Origin of the sequence: Microbacterium sp. SLBN-111 (genome assembly GCF_049739645.1) — a bacterium.
Classification (GTDB): Bacteria; Actinomycetota; Actinomycetes; order Actinomycetales; family Microbacteriaceae; genus Microbacterium.
Genome location: NZ_JBMGQH010000001.1, coordinates 3,560,297 through 3,582,582, shown reverse-complemented (window position 1 = coordinate 3,582,582; position 22,286 = coordinate 3,560,297). Strand labels below are relative to the sequence as shown.

At 71.0% G+C, this 22,286-nt stretch carries 31 protein-coding genes and 1 pseudogene; 16 read left to right on the top strand and 16 right to left on the bottom strand.

Annotated elements, in window-relative coordinates; translation table 11 throughout:
• Positions 1 to 35: 35 nt before the first annotated feature.
• On the bottom strand, positions 36 to 845 hold the full coding sequence (locus RKD05_RS16820; protein WP_424711547.1) for a c-type cytochrome: 810 nt from the start codon (positions 843 to 845) through the stop codon (positions 36 to 38).
• A gap of 16 nt (positions 846 to 861) precedes the next feature.
• Positions 862 to 1,554, bottom strand: coding sequence for a cytochrome c oxidase subunit 3 (locus tag RKD05_RS16815; protein WP_424711879.1), 693 nt, complete (start codon positions 1,552 to 1,554; stop codon positions 862 to 864).
• A gap of 112 nt (positions 1,555 to 1,666) precedes the next feature.
• On the opposite strand from RKD05_RS16815, the pseudogene trpD reads away from it, so the two are divergent.
• Both trpD and RKD05_RS16805 read left to right on the top strand, forming a co-directional pair.
• A pseudogene (trpD, locus tag RKD05_RS16810) lies at positions 1,667 to 2,729 on the top strand (anthranilate phosphoribosyltransferase).
• A 2-nt stretch (positions 2,730 to 2,731) separates the two neighbouring features.
• Positions 2,732 to 3,724: a PHP domain-containing protein gene (locus tag RKD05_RS16805; protein ID WP_424711545.1), complete on the top strand. Its 993-nt coding sequence runs from the start codon at positions 2,732 to 2,734 to the stop codon at positions 3,722 to 3,724.
• A gap of 2 nt (positions 3,725 to 3,726) precedes the next feature.
• Here the strand turns inward: RKD05_RS16805 and RKD05_RS16800 are convergent, their stop codons facing one another.
• Entirely contained in the window at positions 3,727 to 4,653 is a 927-nt protein-coding gene (locus RKD05_RS16800; protein WP_424711544.1) for a 5'-3' exonuclease, read from the bottom strand.
• A gap of 101 nt (positions 4,654 to 4,754) precedes the next feature.
• Between RKD05_RS16800 and RKD05_RS16795 the strand changes: the two genes are divergently transcribed.
• The 4 genes from RKD05_RS16795 to RKD05_RS16780 all read left to right on the top strand — a co-directional run bounded on the left by RKD05_RS16795 (position 4,755) and on the right by RKD05_RS16780 (position 6,807).
• Positions 4,755 to 5,267 (top strand): hypothetical protein, encoded by a 513-nt coding sequence (locus tag RKD05_RS16795; RefSeq protein WP_424711542.1) that lies wholly within the window; start codon positions 4,755 to 4,757, stop codon positions 5,265 to 5,267.
• A gap of 9 nt (positions 5,268 to 5,276) precedes the next feature.
• Positions 5,277 to 5,675, top strand: coding sequence for a YchJ family protein (locus RKD05_RS16790; RefSeq protein WP_424711541.1), 399 nt, complete (start codon positions 5,277 to 5,279; stop codon positions 5,673 to 5,675).
• A 72-nt stretch (positions 5,676 to 5,747) separates the two neighbouring features.
• A complete protein-coding gene (locus tag RKD05_RS16785; RefSeq protein ID WP_424711540.1) occupies positions 5,748 to 6,131 on the top strand; it encodes a PPOX class F420-dependent oxidoreductase in 384 nt (127 codons plus the stop codon).
• A 1-nt stretch (position 6,132) separates the two neighbouring features.
• Positions 6,133 to 6,807, top strand: coding sequence for an SDR family oxidoreductase (locus RKD05_RS16780; protein WP_424711538.1), 675 nt, complete (start codon positions 6,133 to 6,135; stop codon positions 6,805 to 6,807).
• 12 nt (positions 6,808 to 6,819) lie between these two features.
• On the opposite strand, the gene RKD05_RS16775 is transcribed toward RKD05_RS16780, so the two are convergent.
• From RKD05_RS16775 to RKD05_RS16765, 3 genes are read right to left on the bottom strand one after another with little or no spacing between them, the layout of a single operon-like run.
• Positions 6,820 to 7,479, bottom strand: a complete 660-nt coding sequence (locus RKD05_RS16775) for an LON peptidase substrate-binding domain-containing protein (RefSeq protein WP_424711536.1) — start codon at positions 7,477 to 7,479, stop codon at positions 6,820 to 6,822.
• A 50-nt stretch (positions 7,480 to 7,529) separates the two neighbouring features.
• The gene (locus RKD05_RS16770; protein ID WP_424711534.1) at positions 7,530 to 8,585 is read right to left on the bottom strand and encodes an FUSC family protein; all 1,056 of its coding nucleotides are present in this window, start codon (positions 8,583 to 8,585) and stop codon (positions 7,530 to 7,532) included.
• Positions 8,586 to 8,611: 26 nt separating this feature from the next.
• Complete coding sequence (locus RKD05_RS16765) at positions 8,612 to 8,980, bottom strand: winged helix-turn-helix transcriptional regulator (protein ID WP_424711532.1); 369 nt, start codon at positions 8,978 to 8,980, stop codon at positions 8,612 to 8,614.
• Positions 8,981 to 9,072: 92 nt separating this feature from the next.
• Between RKD05_RS16765 and RKD05_RS16760 the strand changes: the two genes are divergently transcribed.
• On the top strand, positions 9,073 to 9,930 hold the full coding sequence (locus RKD05_RS16760; protein WP_424711531.1) for an SDR family oxidoreductase: 858 nt from the start codon (positions 9,073 to 9,075) through the stop codon (positions 9,928 to 9,930).
• 67 nt (positions 9,931 to 9,997) lie between these two features.
• Here the strand turns inward: RKD05_RS16760 and RKD05_RS16755 are convergent, their stop codons facing one another.
• A complete protein-coding gene (locus RKD05_RS16755; protein ID WP_424711529.1) occupies positions 9,998 to 10,366 on the bottom strand; it encodes a DUF2834 domain-containing protein in 369 nt (122 codons plus the stop codon).
• A gap of 75 nt (positions 10,367 to 10,441) precedes the next feature.
• On the opposite strand from RKD05_RS16755, the gene RKD05_RS16750 reads away from it, so the two are divergent.
• The 3 genes from RKD05_RS16750 (at position 10,442) to RKD05_RS16740 (ending at position 12,379) form a co-directional block, all read left to right on the top strand.
• Positions 10,442 to 10,783, top strand: a complete 342-nt coding sequence (locus tag RKD05_RS16750; RefSeq protein WP_424711527.1) for a TraR/DksA family transcriptional regulator — start codon at positions 10,442 to 10,444, stop codon at positions 10,781 to 10,783.
• A gap of 21 nt (positions 10,784 to 10,804) precedes the next feature.
• Positions 10,805 to 11,020, top strand: a complete 216-nt coding sequence (locus RKD05_RS16745; protein ID WP_128216296.1) for an SCO4848 family membrane protein — start codon at positions 10,805 to 10,807, stop codon at positions 11,018 to 11,020.
• A 111-nt stretch (positions 11,021 to 11,131) separates the two neighbouring features.
• Positions 11,132 to 12,379 (top strand): MFS transporter, encoded by a 1,248-nt coding sequence (locus RKD05_RS16740; RefSeq protein ID WP_424711525.1) that lies wholly within the window; start codon positions 11,132 to 11,134, stop codon positions 12,377 to 12,379.
• On the opposite strand, the gene RKD05_RS16735 is transcribed toward RKD05_RS16740, so the two are convergent.
• Positions 12,334 to 13,092, bottom strand: coding sequence for a YidC/Oxa1 family membrane protein insertase (locus tag RKD05_RS16735; protein WP_424711523.1), 759 nt, complete (start codon positions 13,090 to 13,092; stop codon positions 12,334 to 12,336). The genes RKD05_RS16740 and RKD05_RS16735 overlap by 46 nt on opposite strands.
• 85 nt (positions 13,093 to 13,177) lie before the next feature.
• Entirely contained in the window at positions 13,178 to 13,465 is a 288-nt protein-coding gene (locus RKD05_RS16730) for a DUF6412 domain-containing protein (RefSeq protein ID WP_424711521.1), read from the bottom strand.
• Positions 13,466 to 13,530: 65 nt separating this feature from the next.
• Between RKD05_RS16730 and RKD05_RS16725 the strand changes: the two genes are divergently transcribed.
• Positions 13,531 to 14,040 carry a glycine cleavage system protein R gene (locus RKD05_RS16725; protein WP_424711520.1) on the top strand — a complete coding sequence of 170 codons (510 nt, stop codon included), beginning with the start codon at positions 13,531 to 13,533 and terminating at the stop codon, positions 14,038 to 14,040.
• On the opposite strand, the gene RKD05_RS16720 is transcribed toward RKD05_RS16725, so the two are convergent.
• Positions 14,024 to 14,413, bottom strand: coding sequence for a DUF3054 domain-containing protein (locus tag RKD05_RS16720; protein ID WP_424711518.1), 390 nt, complete (start codon positions 14,411 to 14,413; stop codon positions 14,024 to 14,026). The two genes, RKD05_RS16725 and RKD05_RS16720, sit on opposite strands and share 17 nt — an antisense overlap.
• 133 nt (positions 14,414 to 14,546) lie before the next feature.
• Between RKD05_RS16720 and RKD05_RS16715 the strand changes: the two genes are divergently transcribed.
• Complete coding sequence (locus RKD05_RS16715) at positions 14,547 to 14,972, top strand: VanZ family protein (RefSeq protein ID WP_424711516.1); 426 nt, start codon at positions 14,547 to 14,549, stop codon at positions 14,970 to 14,972.
• Here the strand turns inward: RKD05_RS16715 and RKD05_RS16710 are convergent.
• On the bottom strand, positions 14,956 to 16,062 hold the full coding sequence (locus RKD05_RS16710; RefSeq protein WP_424711514.1) for a sensor histidine kinase: 1,107 nt from the start codon (positions 16,060 to 16,062) through the stop codon (positions 14,956 to 14,958). The two genes, RKD05_RS16715 and RKD05_RS16710, sit on opposite strands and share 17 nt — an antisense overlap.
• Entirely contained in the window at positions 16,055 to 16,723 is a 669-nt protein-coding gene (locus RKD05_RS16705; protein ID WP_026095527.1) for a response regulator transcription factor, read from the bottom strand. The genes RKD05_RS16710 and RKD05_RS16705 overlap by 8 nt, the downstream gene beginning before the upstream one ends.
• A 51-nt stretch (positions 16,724 to 16,774) precedes the next feature.
• Here RKD05_RS16705 and RKD05_RS16700 point away from each other — a divergent pair, with 51 nt between their 5' ends.
• A complete protein-coding gene (locus RKD05_RS16700; protein ID WP_424711512.1) occupies positions 16,775 to 17,278 on the top strand; it encodes a metallophosphoesterase family protein in 504 nt (167 codons plus the stop codon).
• A 66-nt stretch (positions 17,279 to 17,344) separates the two neighbouring features.
• Positions 17,345 to 17,953, top strand: a complete 609-nt coding sequence (locus RKD05_RS16695; protein WP_424711510.1) for a M15 family metallopeptidase — start codon at positions 17,345 to 17,347, stop codon at positions 17,951 to 17,953.
• Positions 17,954 to 17,963: 10 nt separating this feature from the next.
• On the opposite strand, the gene RKD05_RS16690 is transcribed toward RKD05_RS16695, so the two are convergent.
• The 3 genes from RKD05_RS16690 to RKD05_RS16680 form a co-directional block, all read right to left on the bottom strand.
• Entirely contained in the window at positions 17,964 to 19,091 is a 1,128-nt protein-coding gene (locus RKD05_RS16690) for a fatty acid desaturase family protein (protein ID WP_424711878.1), read from the bottom strand.
• A gap of 220 nt (positions 19,092 to 19,311) precedes the next feature.
• A complete protein-coding gene (locus tag RKD05_RS16685; RefSeq protein ID WP_026095524.1) occupies positions 19,312 to 19,515 on the bottom strand; it encodes a cold-shock protein in 204 nt (67 codons plus the stop codon).
• 544 nt (positions 19,516 to 20,059) lie between these two features.
• Positions 20,060 to 20,191, bottom strand: a complete 132-nt coding sequence (locus RKD05_RS16680; protein WP_424711508.1) for a hypothetical protein — start codon at positions 20,189 to 20,191, stop codon at positions 20,060 to 20,062.
• Positions 20,192 to 20,304: 113 nt separating this feature from the next.
• Between RKD05_RS16680 and RKD05_RS16675 the strand changes: the two genes are divergently transcribed.
• Positions 20,305 to 20,460, top strand: coding sequence for a DUF2256 domain-containing protein (locus RKD05_RS16675; RefSeq protein WP_082822829.1), 156 nt, complete (start codon positions 20,305 to 20,307; stop codon positions 20,458 to 20,460).
• The gene (locus RKD05_RS16670; protein ID WP_424711507.1) at positions 20,457 to 21,896 is read left to right on the top strand and encodes a cryptochrome/photolyase family protein; all 1,440 of its coding nucleotides are present in this window, start codon (positions 20,457 to 20,459) and stop codon (positions 21,894 to 21,896) included. The genes RKD05_RS16675 and RKD05_RS16670 overlap by 4 nt, the downstream gene beginning before the upstream one ends.
• 101 nt (positions 21,897 to 21,997) lie before the next feature.
• On the opposite strand, the gene RKD05_RS16665 is transcribed toward RKD05_RS16670, so the two are convergent.
• Complete coding sequence (locus RKD05_RS16665) at positions 21,998 to 22,213, bottom strand: DUF2945 domain-containing protein (protein ID WP_058613150.1); 216 nt, start codon at positions 22,211 to 22,213, stop codon at positions 21,998 to 22,000.
• Positions 22,214 to 22,286: the final 73 nt, after the last annotated feature.

Below are 22,286 nucleotides of genomic sequence, written 5' to 3'. Positions count from 1 at the left end.
GCTCCTCGTACGTTACGTAATGTCGATGACGACGATCAGTTGGACTTCGCCGTGATCCACACGGTGAGCGCGATGAGCGCTCCGATGCCGAAGATCCAGATGAACAGACCCTCCGAAACCGGACCGAGCGATCCGAGAGCGTAGCCGCCGGGGGACTCGGACTTCTGAAGGAACATCAGGTACGAGATGACGTCGCGCTTGTCTTCGGGTGTGAGGTTGAGGTCGTTGAAGACCGGCATGTTCTGCGGGCCCGTGACCATCGCCGCGTACATGTTGACCGGGGTGACCGAGTGCAGGTCGGGGGCCCACTTGCCCTCGGTGAGCGCGCCGCCGGCACCGGCCACGTTGTGGCACATGGCGCAGTTGATGCGGAACAGCTCGGCACCGTGCGACACGTCGCCCTGACCGTCGACGATCTCGTCGGACGGGTAGGTCGGGCCGGGAGCCGCGGACTGGACGTAGGCGGCGATCGCGTTGATCTGCTCGTCGGTGAACTGCACCGGCTTCTGCGGAGCCTGCGGGCCCTGCGCCTGCAGGGGCATGCGGCCGGTCGACACCTGGAAGTGCACGGCGAGCTCGCCGACACCGAACAGGGACGGGCCCTGCTGGCTGCCCTGGAGGTCGAGGCCGTGGCAGGTGGCGCAGTTCGCCTGGAAGAGCTTCTTGCCCTCCTCGACCGTGCTGGCCGAGTTGGAGGCGCTCGTGGGGGTGTCGGTGGCGGCCATGGCGGCCGACGCACCGGCGTAGATGCCGCCCGTGAGCAGCAGGCCGATGCCGATCAGCGCGGCGGCGGCCAGGGGGCTACGGCGTCCGTTGGAGCGACGCGGCTTCTTCTCTCGTGCCATGTGGGGTACAGCTCTCTTACTTCAGGAAGTAGATGACGGCGAACAGCGCGATCCAGACGACGTCGACGAAGTGCCAGTAGTAGGACACGACGATCGCGGTCGTCATCTCTTTGCGTCCGAAGTTCTTCACGGCGTAGGCGCGACCGATGACGAGGAGGAAGGCGATGAGGCCGCCCGTCACGTGCAGGGCGTGGAAGCCCGTGGTCAGGTAGAACGCCGATGCGTAGGGGTTGGCGCTGATGGGCAGGCCCTCGGTCACAAGGGTCGCGTACTCCCACACCTGACCCGACACGAAGATCGCGCCGAGGATGAAGGTGAGGTAGAACCACGGCACCATGCCCCAGCGCTTGAAGAAGCTGCTCGACTTGACCGTGTAGGGCTGGTACCGCTCGGCGGCGAAGACGCCCATCTGGCACGTGACCGACGAGAGCACCAGGATGATGGTGTTCACGAACGCGAACGGGACGTTGAGCAGCTGCGTCTCTTCGGCCCACAGGGGCGCGGAGGTGCTGCGCAGAGTGAAGTAGATCGCGAAGAGGCCCGCGAAGAACATGACCTCGCTGCCCAGCCACACGATGGTGCCGACCGCAACCGGATCGGGTCGCTTCACGGCGCGCACGGCCTGGGAATACGTCGCTGGTGTCGTCACCCTCCCATTATGCGCGATCCGGCGCAGCGATATTCCCACCGCGCGCCTGAGATATTCCATCATCGAGACTTAGGGAAGCCTAAGAATCCACAAGGAATCCCCGGTGCGGAACGGGTTCCTGCGGGGCCGTGGACGACACGGCGCGACACGCCGGATGTGGAAGGATCGTGGCATGGCGGAACGCTTCACCTGGCCCGATCTGCTCACCTCGCTGCTGCAGGGCCAAGACCTCAGCGTGTCGGAGTCGACGTGGGCCATGCGCCGCGTCATGGCGGGCGAGGCGACCCCCTCGCAGCTGGCGGGATTCCTCATCGCGCTCCGCGCCAAGGGCGAGACCGTCGAGGAGATCATCGGCTTCCGCGACGCGATCCTCGAGGCCGCTGTCCCGCTGCCCGTTCGCGCCGAGGTGCTCGACATCGTCGGTACCGGCGGGGACCGCTACGGGACGGTGAACGTCTCGACGATGGCGGCGGTGGTGGCGGCGGCATCCGGAGTCCCGGTCGTCAAGCACGGCAACCGCGCCGCGAGCTCGGCATCCGGATCCTCCGACGTGCTGTCGTCGCTGGGGATCGCGCTGACGCTCGACCCGCGGGCGGTCGCGGAGACGCTGGATCGCACGGGGATCACGTTCGCGTTCGCCCGCGGCTTTTCACCCGGGGTTCCGCCACGCCGCGGCGACGCGAGCCGAGCTGGGCGTGCCGACGGTGTTCAACTTCCTCGGTCCGCTCTGCAATCCGGCGCGGGCCGAAGCCAACGCCGTCGGCGTCGCCCACCTCGACCGGGTGCCGCTCATCACGGGCGTGTTCCGCACCCGCGGTGCGACCGCCCTCGTGTTCCGCGGGGACGACGGGCTCGACGAGCTGACCACCACCGGGCACAGCCGCGTGTGGGAGATCAGCCGCGGAGACGTGCACGAGCACAATCTGGACCCCCGGGATCTCGGCATCCCCCTCGTCGAGATCGACGACCTGCTCGGCGGAACGCCCGATCACAACGCCGCCGTCGTGCGCCGGACGCTCGCCGGGGAGACCGGTCCCGTGCGCGACATCGTGCTGCTGAACGCGGCGGCCGGGATCGTCTCGTATCGGCTGTTCCAGGATGCCGGTGAGGTGCAGCGTCCGATCCTGGAGCGTCTCGCGGAGGCGATGTCCGACGCGGCGGCTGCCGTGGACGACGGCCGCGCGCTGGCGAAGCTCGACGACTGGGTCGCGGCGACGCAGGACCTGGCGGGCTGAGCGTGCACCCGCTCGACGCGCTCACCGAGATCGCGTACCTGCTCGAGCGGGAGAGGTCGTCGCGCTACAAGTCGAAGGCGTTCCGCACGGCGGCCGCGGCCATCGAGGGGCTGAGCGACGAAGAACTACGCGACCCGGGGCTGCGACGGCGTCCGGGCATCGGGGATTCGACCTACGCGGTGATCCGCCAGGCGCTCGACGGCGGCGTGCCCGAGCGCTTGGCGACGCTCCGGGCGGAGGCGGGTCTCGGAGGCGGGGGAGAGCTGCGGGCTGCGCTCCGTGGCGACCTCCACAGCCACAGCGACTGGTCCGACGGTCTGACGCCGATCGAGCCCATGGTGGAGGCCGCGCGGCGCCTCGGGCACGAGTACCTCGCGCTCACGGATCATTCGCCGCGTCTGACGGTGGCGAACGGCCTGTCGCCGGAACGGCTCCGTTCGCAGATCGAGGTCGTCCACGGATTCTCCGACGACGCGTTTACTCTGTTGACGGGCATCGAGGTCGACATCCTCGACGACGGCGACCTCGACCAGGAGGATGCGCTCCTGCGCGAACTCGATGTGGTCGTGGCATCCGTCCATTCGAAGCTGCGCATGGAGGCGCCGGCGATGACGCGGCGACTCGTGGCGGCGGCGGGGGACCCGCGGGTCGACGTTCTCGGTCACGTCACGGGGCGGCTCGTCGAGGGCGCGCGGGGAACGCGTCCGCCGTCCGAATTCGATGCGCGGGCGGTGTTCGCGGCGTGCGCGGCGTCGGGTGTCGCGGTCGAGATCAATTCGCGGCCGGAGCGTCAGGATCCGCCGGACGACCTCCTCGCGCTGGCCCTCGCGGAGGGATGCCTGTTCTCGATCGACTCCGATGCCCACGCGCCCGGGCAGCTGTCGCTGCTCGACCACGGGGCGGCACGCGCGGAAGCGGCCGGTGTGCCCGCCGAGCGGATCATCACGACGTGGCCGCTTCCGCGGCTCCGGGAGTGGCTCGCGCGCGAGCGCTGAGGTCAGGCGCGCAGCGCGGCCAGGGCCCGGGTCATCGACGTGCCGAGGTTCCAGCGCGCGGCGAGTTCGGTGGCGGCCTCGGCGCGGGCGTCGTCGACGGCGATGCGGTCGTCGGCGGGCGCGAGGTCGAGGTCGCGCACGACTCGGACGACCGTCGGCGCGACGTCGAGGTAGTCCGCGGCGGCCAGGATCTTGGCCCGCTGCGCCGGAGATCCAACAGTGCCCTCCGCGGCGGCGGAGCGGATGCCGTCGAGGTCGCCGCCCGCAGCCAGCAGCGTGGCCGCGGACTTCTCGCCGATCCCCGGCACGCCCGGAAGGCCGTCGGACGGGTCGCCGCGGAGCGCCGCGAAGTCGGCGTATTGCGCCGCACGGATGCCGTAGCGGGCCTGCACGGCCGCGTCGTCGATGATCTCGAGATTGCTCATTCCTCGAGCCGTATAGATCACCCGGATGCCGCGGTCGTCGTCGACGAGCTGGAAGAGGTCGCGATCCCCGGTGACGATGTCGACGGGCACCTCCGCGCGCGTGGCGAGGGTTCCGATCACGTCATCGGCCTCGTGCTCGGGCGCCCCGACGATCGCGAGGCCGAGCGTCTCGAGGGTTTCGCGGATCAGCGGGATCTGCGCGGTGAGCGCCTCCGGCACTTCCTCGACGTCCGGCGCGCCCGTCACGGCCTGGACGACCCGGTGTGCCTTGTAGGTGGGGAGCAGGTCGACGCGCCAGCCCGGGCGCCAGTCGTCGTCCCAGCAGGCGACGAGCCGCGTCGGCTCGTACGTGGTCACGAGCTTCACGATGATGTCGAGCAGACCCCGCACGGCGTTGACGGACGTGCCGTCGTCTGCCTTGACCTTGTCGGGCACGCCGTAGAAGGCGCGGAAATAGAGCGACGCGGTGTCGAGAAGGAGGAGCTTTTCCGGACGGGATGCCATGGGCTCAGGGTAGTGAGGAGAGGGGGCTGATCGGCCGAGGGGCTCGTTCTCCCGCTGCCAGTAGGCTCGGCCTCATGTGCGCCGAAGCCGCCCCTCTCGCGGTGCTCGGCGTGCGCTGGGCGGAGGACCCCCAGTGGGATGTGAAGATCCGAGGGCTTTTCCGCTGGCGGTTCGAGGCGACTGCCCGTGAGCCGCTGAAGTTCATCGACTGGACGATCGACGGCCAGCCTCTTCGCGACCGGATGACCTTCTCCAACGGTCGAACGTGTGAGGACATCACCTTCTTGATCGAAGGTTCCCGCGCCGATGGGCTCGCTGCCGCCAGTCTTCGTGTGCTCCTCGGCGAGGATGCTTCCGATATGGATCGATGGGTGCGGTACGACGACGGTCGTGTCGGGTTGCTGTTCTGCCGGGGGTGCGGAGGTCTGGACTGCGGCGGTGTGAGCACCGACGTCCGAGTGTTGGACACGACGGTCGAGTGGCGGAGCGTCGGATACCAGGATGCCAATCATCCCTTCGACACCGAGCAGGAGGTGCCGGTGTTCACGCTGCGCTTCGACCGCGCGCAGTACGAGACGACGGTGCGCACGCTGCTCGCCGTGTGGAGTGCCTAGAGTGTCGGAGTGTCCTTCGGCGTTCGCTCCCATCGGCCGGCGGCCTCGGCGCCGTGCCCGTGCGGGCGCGCGGCGTTCGGCGAGTGCTGCGGGCCGCTGCTCGACGGTGAGGCCGCGCCCTCGGCGGAACGGCTCATGCGGTCGCGGTACACCGCGTTCGCGCTCGGCGACGCGGATCACCTCGTGCGGACATGGCATCCACGGACCCGCCCGGACGACGTCGACCTCGACGACGGTACGACGTGGGAGGGGCTCGTCGTCGAGGAGGCGAGCGAAGACGGGGATGCCGCGACCGTGACGTTCCGCGCGTCGTGGCGGCGCGGCGCTGAGCGGGGCGTGCTGGCGGAGCGGAGCCGGTTCGTCCGGCGCGGCGGGCGCTGGGTGTACGTCGACGGTGACGTCGACTGACCCGTCAACCCCGACCTCGGTGTCGGAGGGGGTGCGTAGGCTCGCGAAGCGACACCCGACGAGAGGACACGCATGATCCCCGATGCGCTTCGCGACCTGCTCGAGAACCCGAACTACGGCGCCCTGGGCACCGTCCGCCCGGACGGAACGGTCCAGGTCAACCCGATGTGGTTCGAGTTCGACGGCGAGCACGTGCTCTTCACGCACACGACGACCCGGCAGAAGTACCGCAACCTGCAGGCGAACCCGTCGATGAGCTTCATGGTCTTCGACCCCGAGCAGCCGTACCGCTACATCGAGGTGCGCGGACGATTGGTGGACGAGGTCCCCGATCCCGAGGGGGCGTTCTACGTCCGTCTCGGTCAGCGCTACGGCAACGCGGGGCAGCAGCCGCCGCCGGATCGCGGGAACCGCGTGATCCTGAAGATGTCGGTCGAGAAGGTCGGAGGTCAGTGACATGGAACGCATCGTGATCATCGGAGGGCACGGCAAGGTCGCGCTGCACCTCACGGGGCTCCTGGCTGAGCGCGGGGACGAGGCGGTCTCGATCGTCCGCAACCCGGACCATCGCGCCGACGTGGAGGCCGCGGGCGGGCACCCGCTCGTGCTCGACGTCGAGAAGGCGGACGTCGACGCGCTCGCCGAGGCCTTCGACGGCGCCGACGCCGTGGTGTGGTCGGCCGGTGCGGGCGGCGGCTCGGCCGAGCGCACGTACGCGGTCGACCGGGATGCCGCGCAGCGCGCGATGGACGCGGCGGCGAAGGCCGGCATCCGTCGATTCGTGATGGTCTCGTGGATCGGGTCGACGCCGGATCACGGCATTCCGAAAGACGATCCGTTCTTCGCCTACGCCGACGCCAAGCTCGCGGCCGACGACCATCTGCGTGCGAGCGACCTGGACTGGACGATCCTCGGTCCGGGGACGCTCACGCTCGACCCGCCGACCGGGCGCATCACCACGGCGCCGCAGGGCAAGGGCGAGGTCGGGCGCGCGGACGTCGCGGCGGTGGTCGCCGCGACGCTCGTGCAGTCCGCGACGATCGGCCGGTTCATCCGCTTCGGCGCGGGCGACACGCTCATCCCCGAGGCGCTCGTCGCCGATCCGGAACTCGACGCCGACCCCGAGTCCTGAGGTCAGGACGGCTCAGTCGTCCTCGGCGTCGTCATCGGGATCGTCCACGACCACGATGACGCCGTCGGGGATGGGGTCGCCGAGCAGCGGTTCGGCGGCGAGCGTGAGGTCGATCGTCGCGCGCAGCAGCCCGCCCATCGTGGCCGAGCGCAGCAGCTCCATCTGATCCAGTTCGCCCAGCGGCGCGATCGCGGCCACCTGCCAGGCACGTTCGAGCGGCTCGTCCGACAGCTCCACCTCGGGATCCCACCGGGTGGCGCCGTACTCCCGCGCACGTCCGAGGACCCGGCGGACCACGCCTTCGGCCTCGTCGAGCAGGGGCTCCAACGCCTCGTTCCACTCCAGCTCGGGAAGAGCCCGGACCTCGGCCCGCGGGTACGGGGCGTCGTCGAGCCATTCGACGATCTCGAATCGCTCGGCGCCGCGCGCGACGATCGACATCTGGCCGGCCTGCGGAACGACGTGGCTGAGCCGCGCCATCGTGCCGAGGGTGAAGCGCTGGTCTCCGCCGCCGGTCTCGACGCCCCGCTCGATCAGCACGACCCCGAACTCCGGGTCCACCTCGTCCAGCAGCATGCCGAGCATCACGAGGTAGCGCTCCTCGAAGATCCGCAACGCGAGGGGCGTGTGCGGAAAGAGGACGGCTCCCAACGGGAACATCGCGGTACCCATGCCGACCAGTCAACCAGCGCTGCGGGGCGCGAGGGTCGTCGGCGCCGAGTTCACGCGGGCTCGTCGCTCAGCGTCTCGTGGATGCGATGGAGGTCCATCAGCAGCGAGCCGATGAGCACCCAGTGCTCGGGGGACGGCGTGCGGATCTGCAGCGGCCGCGTGAGCGCCGGTTCCTCGGCGACCGGGGCGCGCGCGGTGTCGGGCTCGAGGCTGAAGTCGAGGCGCACGTCGTGGGCGGCGCGGTGCAGCTGCTCGGCGATCGCGCGCACCGACGGGTCCTCGACGATCGAGGACGTGTACCCGTCGTAGACGGCGCGCGTCATCCCGACGGTCTGCGTCACGACGGGGGTGAAGCGATCGAGCCGCGCCTGCATCTCGGCGAGGTCGGCGCGGTGGCGGGAGCTGCGGGGGTTGAGGGACAGCGAGTCGGCGCCGTCGCGGATCGCGTCGGCCGCGGCATCCCGAACGGGCCGAAGGAGGCGGGCCTCGAGCAGGAGGCCCTCGAGGGCCTCGCGCGTCTGCGGCGTCTCGAGCGCGTCGGCGAGACGCTCGAGGGCAGCCGCGAGTTCGCGGCCCAGGATGTCGACCTTGGACCGGGCATCGGGCACGAGCACGGGAGGGACGAGGGCGGTGTTCACCAGGATGCCGATGATCGCCCCGATCACCGTCTCGAGGACGCGGTCGACGGCGTAGTTCGGGGTCGCCGTTCCGAGGGCGAGTACGAGCACCGCGCTGATGGCGACCTGGTTCGTCGCGCCGGGCGACATGCGAAGCACCCACGCCACGACGAGCGACACCGCGCCGGCGAGCAGGATGACCCACGTCGGGGAGCCGAGGAGGATGCCGAGCACCGAGGCGATCACGACGCCGACGATCACGCCGACGCTGCGCTCGACCGCGCGCGTGAACGACTGGTTGATGCTCGGCTGGACGACGAGGACAGCGGCGATCGCGGCGAAGATCGGGGGCGGGCCCGGCACGAGGAGGTCGGCCACGACCCACGCGGCGATCATCGCGATCGCCGACTTCGCCACCTGCAGGAACGGCCCACGCCGCGGAGCGCGGAAACTCAGGCTTTCACGCGGGAGTCGCAGCGGGAGGCGCATGGATCGAGCGTACGGTGCGGTCGGGATCAGTCCGGCCGATCCAGCATCGCGGCGGCGTTGTCGGCCACCCAGTCCATCAGCGGGAGCATGCGCATCATCAGGTCGCGCCCGAGCGCGGTCAGCGCGTATTCGACGCGCGGCGGAACCTCGGGATAGGCGGTGCGCCGCACGAGCCCGTCGGCCTCCAGGGTCTTCAGGGTGCTCGCGAGCATCTTCTCGCTGATCCCCGAGATGTTGCGGCGGAGTTCGCCCCACCGCTGGGTGCCGTCGGAGAGCGCGACCAGGACCAGCACGCCCCACTTGCCCATCACGTGGTCGAGGACCGTGCGCGTCGGGCACCCGTCCGAAAAAGCTTCGGGCCGCTCGGCCCGGATTTCCGCAAGACTCACCATCACGCCAGTACCTAACTCGAAAGTGGGTACCGACATTCCGGAATGTGTCTCGGATGGGCGCGTTGGTCTCGGCGTACCGACCGAAAGGACACATCATGACCCTCCTCGTCTCCGCCGCCAACGGCCACCTCGGACGCCACGTCCTCGACGCTCTGATCGAGCGCGGGGTCCCGGCATCCGACATCGTCGCCGGCGTCCGCACCCCCGCCAAGGCCGACGACATCGCCGCCCGCGGCATCCACGTTGTCGAGTTCGACTACTCCCGGCCCGAGACCCTGACCGCCGGGCTCGAGGGCGTGACGCGCGTCCTGCTCATCTCGGGCACCGACCCCGACCGGGCCACCGGCCACCGCAACGTCGTCGAGGCCGCGCGGGCCGCGGGCATCGAGCGCCTCGTCTACACCAGCGCGCCGCGCGTCGACGAGATCGAGTACGCGCTGGGCGCGGACCACCTCGCCACGGAGCGCGCGATCGCCGCGTCGGGACTGGATGCCACGATCCTCCGCAACAACTGGTACACCGAGAACTACCTCGACTCCGTCTCGCGCGCCGCGGAGTCCGGCGTCATCGTCGCCGCCGTCGGCGACGGCCGGGTCGCGAGCGCCAACCGCCGCGACTACGCCGAAGCCGCCGCCGTGGCCCTGACCACGGACGATTTCGCGGGCCAGACGCTCGAGCTCGGCGGCGACGTCACCTGGACGTACGACGAGCTCGCCGCGGCAGCCGCCGAGGTGCTCGGACGCGAGGTCGTGTACCAGCCGGTCTCGGTCGAGCAGCTCGCCGCGGGTCTCCAGCAGGCGGGCCTGGATGCCGGGACCGCGGCGTTCGTCGCCGGCATCGACGACGCGATCGCCCGCGGCGCGCTGTCGCAGACCGACGGCACCCTCGCCCGCGTGATCGGCCACCCGACGACGCCGCTCGTCGAGGGCCTGCGCGCCGCCCTGAAGGGCTGACGCCCACCCGCGTGAGGTGCCAGGATTTGTCGCCCGACGCGCAGCCGAAGCGACAAATCCTGGCGACTCACGCGTCCGCGCGAGCGGCGGGTGCGAGCGAGCGGCGGGCCGTCAGCTTACGTTCGCGCATCGCGAGGAACAGCGGGAACGTGAAGGCGAACGCGGTCAGCCCGGACAGCACGACGTACAGCCACGCGTGCCGCATGCCGAGGCGCCGAGCTTCCACGAGCAGGAAGATGCTGCCGGCCACCGCCACGACGAGCAGGTCGACGGTGATCGACGACACCGCCGGGCCGCTGGTCATGAGGTCGCCGAGGAAGTCCGCCATCTGCACCACGGCCAGGACGTTGAAGGTCCAGGTTCCGACGAGCCCGAGGATCGACAGCACGAGGAACGCCACCGACAGTGGGGTCCAGTGCTTGGTGAGGTCAGCCATGGACCGATCGTGGCGGTTCGCCCGCCCCCGATCCAGCCCGGCCCCGGTGTCGGAGCCCCGCGCTACGTTCGAGGGATGGATGCCACCCGAGCCACCGCGCTCCTCGACGAGCTCGACCGTGCCGTCGAGCGGCGTCTGCGGCACCTGACCGCCGACGCCGAGAGCCTGCGGCACGATCGGGCGGATGCCACGGCCGACGACGAGCACGACCCCGAGGGATCGACGCTGTCGGGGGAGTGGGCGCACGTCGACGCCCTGGCGCGCGAGGCGCGCGGGGAGCGGGACGAGATCCGGGCCGCGCGGGAGCGCGTGGCATCCGGGACCTTCGGGGTGTGCGAGGTGTGCGGCCGTCCCATCGCGGATGCACGTCTGGAGGCGCGGCCGACCGCGCGACGCTGCATCGCCTGCGCGACCTGAACCCCCGCGTAGGCTCGCAGGGTGGAACCGCTGCTGATCGTCCTGCTCTTCGCCAACGCCGTCTTCAACGCGGTCGTGTGGCCCCGGTTCTATCCGCGGATCGCGAAGGACCCCCGGGCGCGGGATGCCGCGGGCAAGCCGACCCCGTTCCTCATCGTGCACACGGTGCTGATCGCGATCGCCCTGGTGCTCGCGCTCGCGTCGGTGATCGCGGCGATCGCGGCGCTCGTCTCCTGAGCCGCTCGCGCGGCGCCTCTGTAGAATGAAGGGGCGGGTTCGCCCGCCGCACCTCGTGCATCTACCTACCGGACCGGCAAGGCGGCACCGCCCCCTGCCCCGGAGATCCTCATGCACCACCCTGCCCCGACCGTCGCGCACCGCTCGCTGATCCACCACACGGGGTTCTGGTTCTTCCCCGTCGCGTTCGTCGCGCGACTCCCGTTCGCGATGATGACGGTCGGCGTGCTGGCGCTCGTCGTCGCGGTGCGCGGTTCCGTCGCGCTCGGCGGGCTCACCTCGGCCGCCGTCGGCATCGGCGTCGTCGTGGCGGGTCCGATCCTGGGCGACCTCGCCGACCGGTTCGGGCAGTCGCGCGTGCTCGTTCCCACGGGCCTGGCCAATGGCATCCTGCTCGCTCTCTTCCCGGTCGTCGTGGGCTCGCCGATCGGCGACGGCTTCGTGCTCGCGGCCGCCGTCGCGATCGGCCTCACCGGTCCGCAGACGGCGGCGATGTCGCGCAGCCGGGTCATGGCGTTGATCGGCGACCGGGTCGCCGCCGACCGCCGGGAGCGCACGTTCTCGCGCGCCATGGCGTACGAGTCCGCGGCCGACGAGACCGCGTTCGTCGTCGGCCCGTTCGTCGTGGGTCTCCTCGCGGCGGTCCTCGCGCCGTGGGCGCCGATCGTCGCCGCGGCGGTCCTCAGCCTCATCTTCGTCACGGCGTTCGCGCTGCACCCGACGGGTCGCGTCGTTCCCGTGGCGGCCCAACGCGGGGCGATGGCGCCCGTGCGCGAACTGCTCCGGCCACCGGTTCTCATGCTCGTCGTCGCCGTCATCGGCGTCGGCGCGTTCTTCGGTTCGACGCTCACCTCGCTCACCGCGTTCATGGAAGCGCGCGGAGCCGCCGAGGCCGGCGCCCTGCTGTACGGCGTGATGGGCGTCGGTTCGGCGGTGCTCGCGCTCGCGGTGGCGGTGCTCCCCGCGCGCTTCTCGCTGCGGTGGCGACTCGTGACGTTCGCAATCCTGCTGTTCGCCTCGGCGGGGGCGTACTCGGTCGGCGGGTCCGTCGTCACCGTGACAGCGGTGCTGTGCCTCATGGGCGTCGGGGTGGGTCCGTCGCTCGTGACGCTGTTCAGCCTCGCGGGACACCGCGCCCCGGCCGGGCGCACCGCCACGACGATGACGGTGCTCGCCTCGGCGCTGACCCTCGCGCAGGCGCTGTCGTCCGCGGTCACCGGTGCCGTCGCGGAGCGCGTGTCGGTCGAGACGGCGATGCTCTTCCCCGCCGGGGCGGCGCTGATCGTGCTCGCCATGGCGGCGCTCAACCTGGCTCAGGCCGGTCGGTGGGATGCCACCCGCCCGTCGTCGATCGGATAGATCCGCCGCAGGATCAGGCGCTGCCCGAACGTCCAGAGGGTCGTGACGGCGAGGTAGAGCCCCGCGGCGAGCGGGACGAACAGCGCGACGACGGCGGTGGTGAACGGGAGCACGGCCGTCATCACGACGACCGCGCGCGGGGTCGCCGGATCGAACGGCGGGCGCAGGAAGCGGCGCGTGAGCTCGCCCGCGCCGGCGATCACGGCGACGAGGATCCCGAGGAGCAGCACGGTCGTGGCATCCGCGCTCCCTCCGGTGACGGCGGCGAGGAGGCTCGTGCCGAGCGGGACGCCGGCGAGCTGCTGGGTGAGCAGGGCGTTGGCGTGTCCCGCGACCGTCGGGTGCAGGAACACGGCGTACAGCAGGCCGACCACGGGTGCCTGCGCGAGGACGGGGAGGCACCCCGCGAACGGGGAGACGCCCGCATCGCGATACAGCTGCATGGTCTCGCGCTGGAGGCGTTCGGGGTTCTTCCCCCATCGTTCGCGGAGCACGCGCAGGCGCGGGGCGAGCCGTGCGCGGTCGCGTTCCGCGCGGGCCTGCGACACCCCGACGGGGATGAGCGCGGCGCGGACGACGAGCGTCACCAGCACCACCGCCAGCGCGGCGGCCGCGGCCCCGGCGACAGGGGACAGGAAGGACGTGAGGGCCAGGAGGCCCTGCGTGGTCAGGTCGAGCAGGGCCGCGAGCGGCGGCAGGGCGAAGAAATCCAAGGAAGTATCCGTTCGTGGAAGCGATCAGGGCGTGATCGGCCACGAAGGGAGGCCACCGCGGCGCCGTCGAGGGCGCGGGGGCGTGCTACGCGGCCGCGGCCGCGCGTCCGGGAGCTCGCGGGCGCGGGTGGCCGGCGGCGTCGGGATCGCTCTGCGCGAGCGGAGCGGAGGGGTCGATGGGGCGCGTCGCCTCTACCGGCGGCGAGCCGGACAGGATCCGGAACACCACCACGGCGATCGCGACGGTCAGCACGACCGCGGCCGCCAGCGCGAGGGCCAGCAGTGGAGCGGGCGACGACCCGCCGTCGGGGACGAGCGCGAGCTCCGCGGCGACGAGCAGGAGGTTCAGGGCGCTGAGGAAGGACGCGATCATTCCGTGCCCCCTCTCGCCGGTCCAGCCTTCACGCTACCAGCGGCCCGGTGGCTACGCTTTCGAGCATGACGACTCTCGTGATCACCGTGGTGGGCGACGACCGCGCCGGGCTCGTGGCATCCCTCGCCGACATCGTCGACGCGCACGGCGGCAACTGGGAGACGAGCGAGCTCGCGGAACTGGCCGGCGCGTTCGCCGGAATCGTCGAGGTGTCGGTGGCGCCCGATCGAGCCGACGACCTCCGGGCCGCCCTCGAAGCCGCGGCGGGCACGCTGCGCGTCACGGTGCACGGTCCGGCGCCGGTGGCGGCGAACCCGGCCCGCACCGTCGCGTTGACGGTGATGGGCAACGACCGTCCCGGGATCGTGCGGGAGATCACGAGCGCGCTGAACGCCCGCGGCGCCAGCATCGCGCGGATGTCGACCGAGACGACGGATGCCGCGATGGCGGGCGGTCGCCTGTTCGAGGCGTCGGTCACCGCGACGCTGGCCGAGGGCGGCGGGGTCGACGAGCTGGTGGAGGACCTTCAGGGTCTCGCGGCGGAGATCCAGGTCGACGTCACGCTGATCGACTGACCCGCACGCGCGCGACGAGCGCCGCGATCGCGCGCCACCCGACGAGGAACAGCAGAAGGGTGATCCCCGCGACGATGACGAACGCCACCGCGACGCCCTGACCGCTCAGCGCCCGGAGCAGCATTCCGGCCACGAGCGTGACGGCCCATACCGGCAGTCCGGTCCGGAGCGGCGCTGTGGGGCGCCGCCAGCCGAGGCTCACGACCCAGCCGAGCAGCAGCCCCGCGAGGAACGGCCACGCGGTCGTGGCGAGGCCCGATCCGCCCGGGCCGAGGATGTCGCCGTCGTGGGTCGCCCGCCCGATGGCGGCGAACACCACCACGAGCACGGCATCGAGGAGCAGGGCGAGGAGGGCTGCGCGGCGGATCGTCACGCTCCATCCTCGCACCGCCGGGTCGCCCGCCCGGTCGCCCGCCCGACCGCATATCGCGGACGTATCGGTTCGCGCAGACACCCGGGCAACGTCGCGCGCGGTCCGATGGAGTCTTCCGATCCCTGGAGGCCCGATGTCCGCCCGTCCCGCTCCGACGTTCACCGCCGGTCGCATTCTCGCCGCCACCTTCGCCGTCGCCGCGGTCGCCGGGCTCACCCTGGCCCCGCGGTCGTGGGCCTGGCCCGCGCGCTCGTGGGCGCTCGACGCCGTCGCGCTCCTGCCGACGCGGTGGGCCGACTTCCTGCTCGGCGGGGACGCGGATCGAGCGCTGAACATCGCTATCTTCGTGCCGCTGGGCGCCGCGATCGCCGCGCTGCTTCCGCTGCGCTGGGTGCCGGCATCCGTCGGGGTGGGTTTCGCGATCTCGTGCGCCGTCGAGATGGCTCAGACGGCGATCCCGGGACGTGTTCCCGACGTCGCCGACATCGTCGCCAACACCGCCGGAGCGCTCATGGGAACCGTTCTCGTCCTGGCCGTGCGGCTCATCGCGCGGATGTGACCGGGAGCCGACGGGGGAGGTGCAGGCGTGCGCGCAGTCCGCCGTCCTCGCGCGGCCATAGCTCGAGCAGGCCGCCGTGCGCCCGCGCGATCGACACGACGATGGCGAGTCCCAGCCCCGCTCCGTCGCGGGATCCGCGGGCGCGGCCGGCACCGCGGACGAAGGGCTCCGGGAGCGTCGCGACGAGCTCGCGCGTCAGGACCGGGCCGGAGTTCTCGACGTCGATGACGGCCGCCGTCGCCGTTCCGTGGACGTCCACCCGCACCCACCCGCCCGGGAGGTTGTGCACGACGGCGTTGTGGACGAGGTTCGCCACGGCCTGGTGGATCAGCAACGCGTCGCCCTCGACCGGGTCGCTCGCCGTGGTCGTGACCGCGAGCTCGACGTGGGCGCCCGCTTCCGCGTCGCGCTCCTCCTCGACCACGGCCGTGGCGACGGCGGCGACGTCCACCGGTCCCGGGCCGACGCCCCCGCGCCGCCCGACGCGCGCGAGGGTCAGCAGGGCCTCGGTGAGGCGGATCGCCCGCTCGTTCGTCGCCTCCAGGCGGGGGAGGAGGACGGCGAGGTCGACGCCGTCGGGGTCGGCGCGCGCGACCTCCAGCAGCGTCCGCATCGTCGCGAGCGGCGTCCGCAGTTCGTGCGAGGCGTTGGCCGCGAACCGCTGCTGCTCCTCGAGGGTCTCGCTCAGGCGCGCGATCATCGCGTCGAGGGTGTCTGCCAGATCGGTGAGCTCGTCGCGACGCCCGGGCAGGTCGACCCGCTGCCCGAGATCGCCGTCGCGCACCGCGCCCGCGGCATCCGTGATCCGTGTGAGCGGCCGCAGCATGATTCCGGCGACGATCCACCCGCCGCCGAGGCCCACGACCGCGAGGCCGGCGACGGTCCACCATGCGTAACGGACGAACGCGGCGATGAGGTCGCGCCGGGCGGGAGTGAACTCGCCGCTGTCGGCGAAGAGATTCCCGTCGGGGAGAAAGCGCAGGACGAGGAACCCGAGCGTGAAGACCGCGATGCCGACGAGCACGACGAAGACCGCGTAGCTCAGCGTGAGTTTCACCCGGACGGACAGGCCCGGCGGGCGCTCACGCATCCGCGGGTCCCATGCGGTATCCCACGCCCGCCACCGTCTGGATGAGCCAGGGTTCGCCGAGGCGCTTGCGCAGCGTGGAGATCGTGATGCGCACCGCATTGGTGAAGGGGTCGGCGTTCTCGTCCCACGCCCGTTCGAGGAGAGCCTCGGCGCTGACGACCCCGCCCGCCGCGGTCATGAGCACCTCGAGGACGGCGAACTGCTTCCGGGTCAGCGCGACGTAGTGACCGTCGCGGAAGACCTCGCGGCGGAACGGATCCAGACGGATGCCGTGCTGCTCGAGGACAGGCGGGGTCGCGGCCGTGCGTCGGCGTTCGAGCGCCCGCAGGCGCAGCACCAGCTCCCGCAGCACGAACGGCTTGGTCAGGTAGTCGTCCGCGCCGCTCGCGAAGCCGGTGACCTTGTCGTCCAGGCGATCGGCGGCGGTGAGCATGAGCACCCGCGGCGCTCCGGGCTGCCCGGAGAGGTGCCGGGCGATGTCGTCGCCGTTCGGGCCCGGGATGTCGCGGTCCAGGACGACCACGTCGTAACCGGTGTGACTCAGGCGTTCCAGGGCGGTGTCGCCGTCCCCGGCGATGTCGGCGGCGATCGCCTCGAGCCGCAGTCCGTCGCGGATCGCCTCGGCGAGGAAGGGCTCGTCCTCGACGATCAGCACGCGCATCCCGTCATCGTAGGCGCGCCGATGTATCGCGAGTGTATGTAGCGTGGCGGGATGGCGACCCGCGTGCTCCTCGTGGCCGACACCCACGTTCCGAAGCGGGCGCGGCACCTGCCCCGCGAGCTGCTGCGTGCGGCGGACGAGGTCGATCTCATCGTGCACGCGGGCGACTGGGTGGAGGTCGACGTTCTCGACGAACTCGGCGCTCTGGCGCCGGTGCTGGGCGTGTGGGGCAACAACGACGGAGCGGCTCTCCGCGAGCGGCTGCCCGAGGTCGCGCGCGCCGACATCGACGGGGTCCGCGTCGCGGTGATCCACGAGACCGGTCCGGCCGCGGGTCGCGAGAAACGGATGGATGCCACCTTCCCGGACGCGGATCTCCTCGTGTTCGGGCACAGCCACATCCCGTGGGACACGGTGACGCCGCGCGGGCTCCGCCTCCTCAATCCGGGATCGCCGACCGACCGGCGCCGGCAACCCGACTGCACCCTCATGACCGCCACGCTCGCCGACAGCGGCGTTCACGACGTCCGCCTCCGCGCGGTGTCGCGGGACTGAGGCGTATCGCCGGCATATCGTCGCGCGCATACGCGCTGGCAACGCGGCCCGGACTCGACTGGGGGCGTGAGTACCTCGGCATCCCTTCTCGCCCGCCATGTCCTCCGACGTCGGATCGCCCTGCTAGCCGGGTGCGGCCTCGCGATCGTGATCCTCGCCTCGGTGCTCTTCCTCGCGGCGTCGACGACGATGTCGGGCTTCACCGCGCGCATCGTGGCGGGAGCGGCGACCCCACCGACCGCGGACGACGGGGTGATCGACGCCGACGCCCCTCTGACCGTCGATGACGACGACCACCCCGCGATGACCCGGCTCGATCCCGCTCTGCGCGATGCGCTGCGGGCGGCGCAGGCCGCCGCCTCTGCGGACGGGATCACGTTCGAGGTCACGAGCGGGTGGCGCAGCGACGGCTACCAGCGGTGGCTCCTGACCGACGCGATCCGCACCTACGGCAGCCGGGAGATCGCGGAGCAGTACGTCGCCGCCCCCGAGGTCTCGAGCCACGTCACCGGTCACGCCGTCGACATCGGGCCGCTCGACGCGCAGCTCTGGCTCGCCGACCACGGACGCGAGTGGGGACTGTGCCAGACCTACGCGAACGAACGCTGGCACTTTGAGCGGGCGACGGATGCCGGGGGAGAGTGCCCCACCCCGCATCTCGACGCCCGCGGATGACCGACCCCCGTCAGACGCGCCGCGCCGCCGAGGTCAGCGGGCACTCGAACGGGTCGCGGGCGGCGAGGCCCACGCGGTTCAGGTACGCGATGACGATCCCGTAGGACTGGAGGAGCGTCGTCTCGACGTACGGCACCTGCAGCGTCTGGCAGTGCTCGCGCACGATCTCGCGCGCGCGGCTGAGGTACGGCCGCGGCATGTTCGGGAAGAGGTGGTGCTCGATCTGATAGTTGAGGCCGCCCATGAGCCAGGTCGCCCACCATCCGCCCGAGACATTGCGGGACGTGCGCACCTGCTTGCTGAAGAAGTCGAGCTTCGCGCCCGGCGCGATGACGGCCATGCCCTTGTGGTTGGGGGCGAACGACGCGCCCATGTACACGCCGAACACGGCCAGCTGCACGCCGAGGAACGCGAACGCCATCCCGAGCGGGAGGAACACGAACACCGGGGCGACGAAGAGCGCCATACGGAGGGTGAGGAGGCCCAGCTCGGTCCAGCGTCCCTTGACCTCGCCGCGGGAGAAGAGGTGGCGGATCGCCAGGGCGTGGAGGTTCAGGCCCTCGAGCGTGAGGAGGGGGAAGAACAACCAGCCCTGCCGCTGGGTGATCCAGCGCTGGATGCCGCGAGCCTTGGCGGCATCCTCGTCGAGGAACGAGATCGTGTCGATCTCGATGTCGGGGTCCTTGCCGACGCGGTTGGGGTTGGCGTGATGGCGGGTGTGCTTGGTGGCCCACCACGACTGGCTCATACCGACGACGCCGTTGCCGATCCACAGCGCCAGGCGGTCGTTGGCCCGCCCGGAGGCGAAGATCTGCCGGTGGTTGGCCTCGTGCGCGAGGAAGGCGACCTGGGTGAACAGGATGCCGAGCGCTGCGGCGATGAGCAGCTGGAACCAGCTGTCACCGAGCAGGACGAAGCCGGTGATCGCCCCGCCGAAGCCGAGGACGATGGCCGCGCCGACGAGCGAGTAGAAGACGGGGGTGCGGGCCAGGAACCCGCTCTCGCGGATTACCTGCGAGAGTTCCGTGTAGGCCTTGGCGATCGGGGGGAATTCGGTGGTGCCGGAATAGGTCTGACGGACGGGGCCGAGTCGGGACTCGACGATGGTGGAGGCGATGAAGATGCTCCTCGCGATGATGACCGAAGTCGGGAACCGAGGCGTTTACCCGGGCTGCGGCTCACACTACGGGGGAGTCCATAAGCGTGTCGGTATACGCCCTCATGCACGGCATATTCACCGGAACCCGGCATCTCGCGGACACCGCTTCATCGTTCGCCGGGTATCGCGTTGCGTGAACGCGGCGAAGGCCGGGGAGCCGCCGAAGCGGCCCTCCCGGCCTTCGCTGAGGAGCGTGAGCTCAGAGGGGACGGATGTTCGCCGCCTGCATGCCCTTGGGGCCCTGCTCAGCGTCGAATTCGACCTTCTGTGCTTCCTGCAGCTCCTTGAAGCCATTGCCCTGGATCGCGCTGAAGTGCGCGAACAGGTCGGCCGAGCCGTCGTCGGGTGCGATGAACCCGTAGCCCTTCTCGGAGTTGAACCATTTCACGGTGCCAGTGGCCATCGTGTTCTTCCTTTTTCTTCGTGGGCCGCGATTGCGGCCGGGTGCGCCGCTCCGACGCATGCGGAGCGGACGGGGACGCCGCGCGACCGGGAGGGTCGTGCGAACGCGGTGGACGTCGACGGCGGACTGGGCCGCGGCGACGGAGTCGTGGATGCCGAGATCTTCACCGCGCGCCCCCTGGGCTTCGAAGCCCGAGGGGACGGCGCCGACGAAACCGGCGTACGCCGAATCGACCGTCGCGACGAACACGTCGAGATCGGCCTGGCGCCACGACAGAGGCGGGGGGAGGAGAGGAGACACGCGAACTTTCCGCGGCCGATGGGCGACCGGGGGTCGCGCCCACGCAGACCGCGCGGAGATGAGGAGGGAATGGCATCGATCACGGCTCGGTGCCGTGCGCCCGGCATCTCAGCGATGAGGCGGACGTCGATGAAGCTAATCCCAGAACGAATACTCCACGGTAGCACGGATGGCCCCCACGACCTATGGGCGCACGTCGCGGCCCGACCGCACCGTACGCGGCCGGGCCGGAATCACCGGGGCGTCAGCCGCCGGAGGGGTTGTCGACCGGCGCGTCGTCGTCATCCGTGCCGTCGGGGATTTCGGGGAGGTCGGCCGTCTCGAGCTCGTCGGGCTGGTCGGCGGTGTCGGGCGTGGAGTCAGGTGTGGAGGTCATGCCATCCACTCGACCAACGATCGCGGGCGGGCGCAGGTCCCTTGCGCGGGAGCGGTCGGTGTGCACGGCGCAAGCCCCCGATCCGGACCGCACCCCGCTGGCACCATGACGCCATGTCACGACCTCCGCTGCGCACCAAGCCGTGCGCCTACTGCGGCCGCCCCTTCTCCGATCGGAAGCGCTGGAGCGGGCGCGACCAGTGGGACGAGGTCCTGTACTGCTCGCGCGGATGCCGCGCCAACGCGGCGAAGCAGCGGCGGCGCGCGTGAGGGCGGCGCTGATCCTCGCGACGCAGCAGTTCGCGGAGCATCCGGCGTTCGCCGACGACGGCGTGGAGGAGTTCTTCTTCATCGAGTCCGCGCCGCGCTTCGCGAAGCTGCCGTACCACCGGCACAAGATCGTGCTGCTGCTCTCCGCGATGCGGCACACCGCGGCGCGGCTCGAGGCGGAGGGGCGGACCGTCCGGCGCATCGTGCTCGCCGACGACCTCACGTTCCGCGCGGGCCTCGAGCGCCTGATAGAGAAGCACGGCGCCACCGAGCTGACGTGGATGAGCGATCCCAACCGGCCGGTCGACGAGCGCATCGCGGCGATCTGCGCGGCGCACGACGTGGAAACCGACATCCTTCCGGACGGCCTGTTCTTGACCCCGGAGGACGAGGTCGACGGGTGGTTCGCGGAGCACCCCACGCCGTTGATGGAGGACTTCTATCACTGGCAGCGCCGGCGCACCGGCATCCTGATGGAGGGCGGGAAGCCCGCGGGCCGGCGCTGGAACTTCGACGCCGACAATCGCAAGCCGCTGCCGAAGAAGGGCGTCGGGATCCCGGCTCTGCCGACGCTCGCGCACGACGACATCACGGCCGCGGTCATCGCCGAGGTCGACGACCGCTTCCCCGAGCACCCCGGTGCCGCGACGGACTTCTGGCTCCCCGTCACCCCGGAGGACGCGCGTGCGTGGCTCGACGTCTTCGTCGCCGAACGCCTCGGCGACTTCGGCCGGTACGAAGACGCCATGAAGGCCGACGAGCCGTTCCTCTTCCACGCGGTCATCTCGCCGATGCTCAACATCGGGCTGCTCACCGTCGGAGAGGTGATCGCCGCGGTCACGCGGACCGCCGCGCCGCTGGCATCCCTCGAGGGTTTCGTCCGGCAGGTGATCGGCTGGCGCGAGTACATGCGCGGCATGTACCGGGCGCACCCGAAGCTCGAGCGGGTGAACGCGCTGCACCTCGAGCGACGTGTCGAGAAGTACTGGTACTCGGGGAAACGGATGCCGTCCGACCTGCCGGTGCCGGTGCGAACCGTACTCGAGCGCGTGCATCGGTGGGGGTACGCGCACCACATCGAGCGGCTCATGGTGCTCGGCAACTGGTTCCTGCTGCAGGGGTATGCCCCGCGGGAGGTGAACGCGTGGTTCCTCGCGCTGTTCGTCGACGCGTACGACTGGGTCATGGTGCCCAACGTCATGGGCATGAGCCAGTTCGCCGACGGCGGCTTCGTCGCCACCAAGCCGTACGTGTCGGGCGGGGCGTACCTGCAGAAGATGGGGTCGTGGTGGCCGTCGGCCCAGGATGCCAAGGACTCGGTGTTCACCGACGCGTACTGGGCATTCCTCGAGCGGCATGAGGACGTGCTCGCGGGCAACCACCGGCTGTCCCTCGCACTCGCGCAGATGCGCAAACGGAGGGAGGCGGCGGGGTGACCGCGGGCGGCGGTGCCGGGCTCCGGATCGGCGGGCGATCGGGGCGACTCGGAGGCGACTGAGGCCCTGTTCCCGCCGAATCCTCCGGAGCCCGGGACGCGTCAGCTCTTCAGCTTGTTCAGCGCCGAACCCTTGTGGGCGGCGGTCGAGCCGGATTTCTCCGACTTGACGATGTAGGCCGGGTCGTCGTCGGATGCCGTGAATTTCTGGCCGTCGTGCTGGAAGTCCTTCGTCTTCTTCTCCACGACCTCACCCTGCGTGCGGCCCTGCGGTGTGTCCCAGCTGACGCGGTCACCCTTGGACAGATCCTTCGACATGTGCGGTTCCTTCCGATCGGTCCCGCCATGCTCGCGAGCCGCCGGATCGCGGAGCCGGGGATTGACAGCCGCA

Excerpts from the sequence above, each read along its gene's own strand:
- RKD05_RS16700 (WP_424711512.1), top strand. The coding sequence starts at position 16,775 with ATGGCGACCCGCGTGCTCCTCGTGGCCGACACCCACGTTCCGAAGCGG.
- RKD05_RS16710 (WP_424711514.1), bottom strand. The coding sequence starts at position 16,062 with ATGCGTGAGCGCCCGCCGGGCCTGTCCGTCCGGGTGAAACTCACGCTG.
- RKD05_RS16750 (WP_424711527.1), top strand. The coding sequence starts at position 10,442 with ATGGATGCCACCCGAGCCACCGCGCTCCTCGACGAGCTCGACCGTGCC.
- RKD05_RS16775 (WP_424711536.1), bottom strand. The coding sequence starts at position 7,479 with ATGGGTACCGCGATGTTCCCGTTGGGAGCCGTCCTCTTTCCGCACACG.
- RKD05_RS16780 (WP_424711538.1), top strand. The coding sequence starts at position 6,133 with ATGGAACGCATCGTGATCATCGGAGGGCACGGCAAGGTCGCGCTGCAC.
- RKD05_RS16800 (WP_424711544.1), bottom strand. The coding sequence starts at position 4,653 with ATGGCATCCCGTCCGGAAAAGCTCCTCCTTCTCGACACCGCGTCGCTC.
- RKD05_RS16770 (WP_424711534.1), bottom strand. The coding sequence starts at position 8,585 with ATGCGCCTCCCGCTGCGACTCCCGCGTGAAAGCCTGAGTTTCCGCGCT.
- RKD05_RS16665 (WP_058613150.1), bottom strand. The coding sequence starts at position 22,213 with ATGTCGAAGGATCTGTCCAAGGGTGACCGCGTCAGCTGGGACACACCG.
- RKD05_RS16685 (WP_026095524.1), bottom strand. The coding sequence starts at position 19,515 with ATGGCCACTGGCACCGTGAAATGGTTCAACTCCGAGAAGGGCTACGGG.
- RKD05_RS16680 (WP_424711508.1), bottom strand. The coding sequence starts at position 20,191 with ATGACCTCCACACCTGACTCCACGCCCGACACCGCCGACCAGCCCGAC.
- RKD05_RS16760 (WP_424711531.1), top strand. The coding sequence starts at position 9,073 with ATGACCCTCCTCGTCTCCGCCGCCAACGGCCACCTCGGACGCCACGTC.
- RKD05_RS16755 (WP_424711529.1), bottom strand. The coding sequence starts at position 10,366 with ATGGCTGACCTCACCAAGCACTGGACCCCACTGTCGGTGGCGTTCCTC.
- RKD05_RS16785 (WP_424711540.1), top strand. The coding sequence starts at position 5,748 with ATGATCCCCGATGCGCTTCGCGACCTGCTCGAGAACCCGAACTACGGC.
- RKD05_RS16820 (WP_424711547.1), bottom strand. The coding sequence starts at position 845 with ATGGCACGAGAGAAGAAGCCGCGTCGCTCCAACGGACGCCGTAGCCCC.
- RKD05_RS16725 (WP_424711520.1), top strand. The coding sequence starts at position 13,531 with ATGACGACTCTCGTGATCACCGTGGTGGGCGACGACCGCGCCGGGCTC.
- RKD05_RS16740 (WP_424711525.1), top strand. The coding sequence starts at position 11,132 with ATGCACCACCCTGCCCCGACCGTCGCGCACCGCTCGCTGATCCACCAC.
- RKD05_RS16675 (WP_082822829.1), top strand. The coding sequence starts at position 20,305 with ATGTCACGACCTCCGCTGCGCACCAAGCCGTGCGCCTACTGCGGCCGC.
- RKD05_RS16730 (WP_424711521.1), bottom strand. The coding sequence starts at position 13,465 with ATGATCGCGTCCTTCCTCAGCGCCCTGAACCTCCTGCTCGTCGCCGCG.
- RKD05_RS16815 (WP_424711879.1), bottom strand. The coding sequence starts at position 1,554 with ATGGAATATCTCAGGCGCGCGGTGGGAATATCGCTGCGCCGGATCGCG.
- RKD05_RS16705 (WP_026095527.1), bottom strand. The coding sequence starts at position 16,723 with ATGCGCGTGCTGATCGTCGAGGACGAGCCCTTCCTCGCCGAGGCGATC.
- RKD05_RS16715 (WP_424711516.1), top strand. The coding sequence starts at position 14,547 with ATGTCCGCCCGTCCCGCTCCGACGTTCACCGCCGGTCGCATTCTCGCC.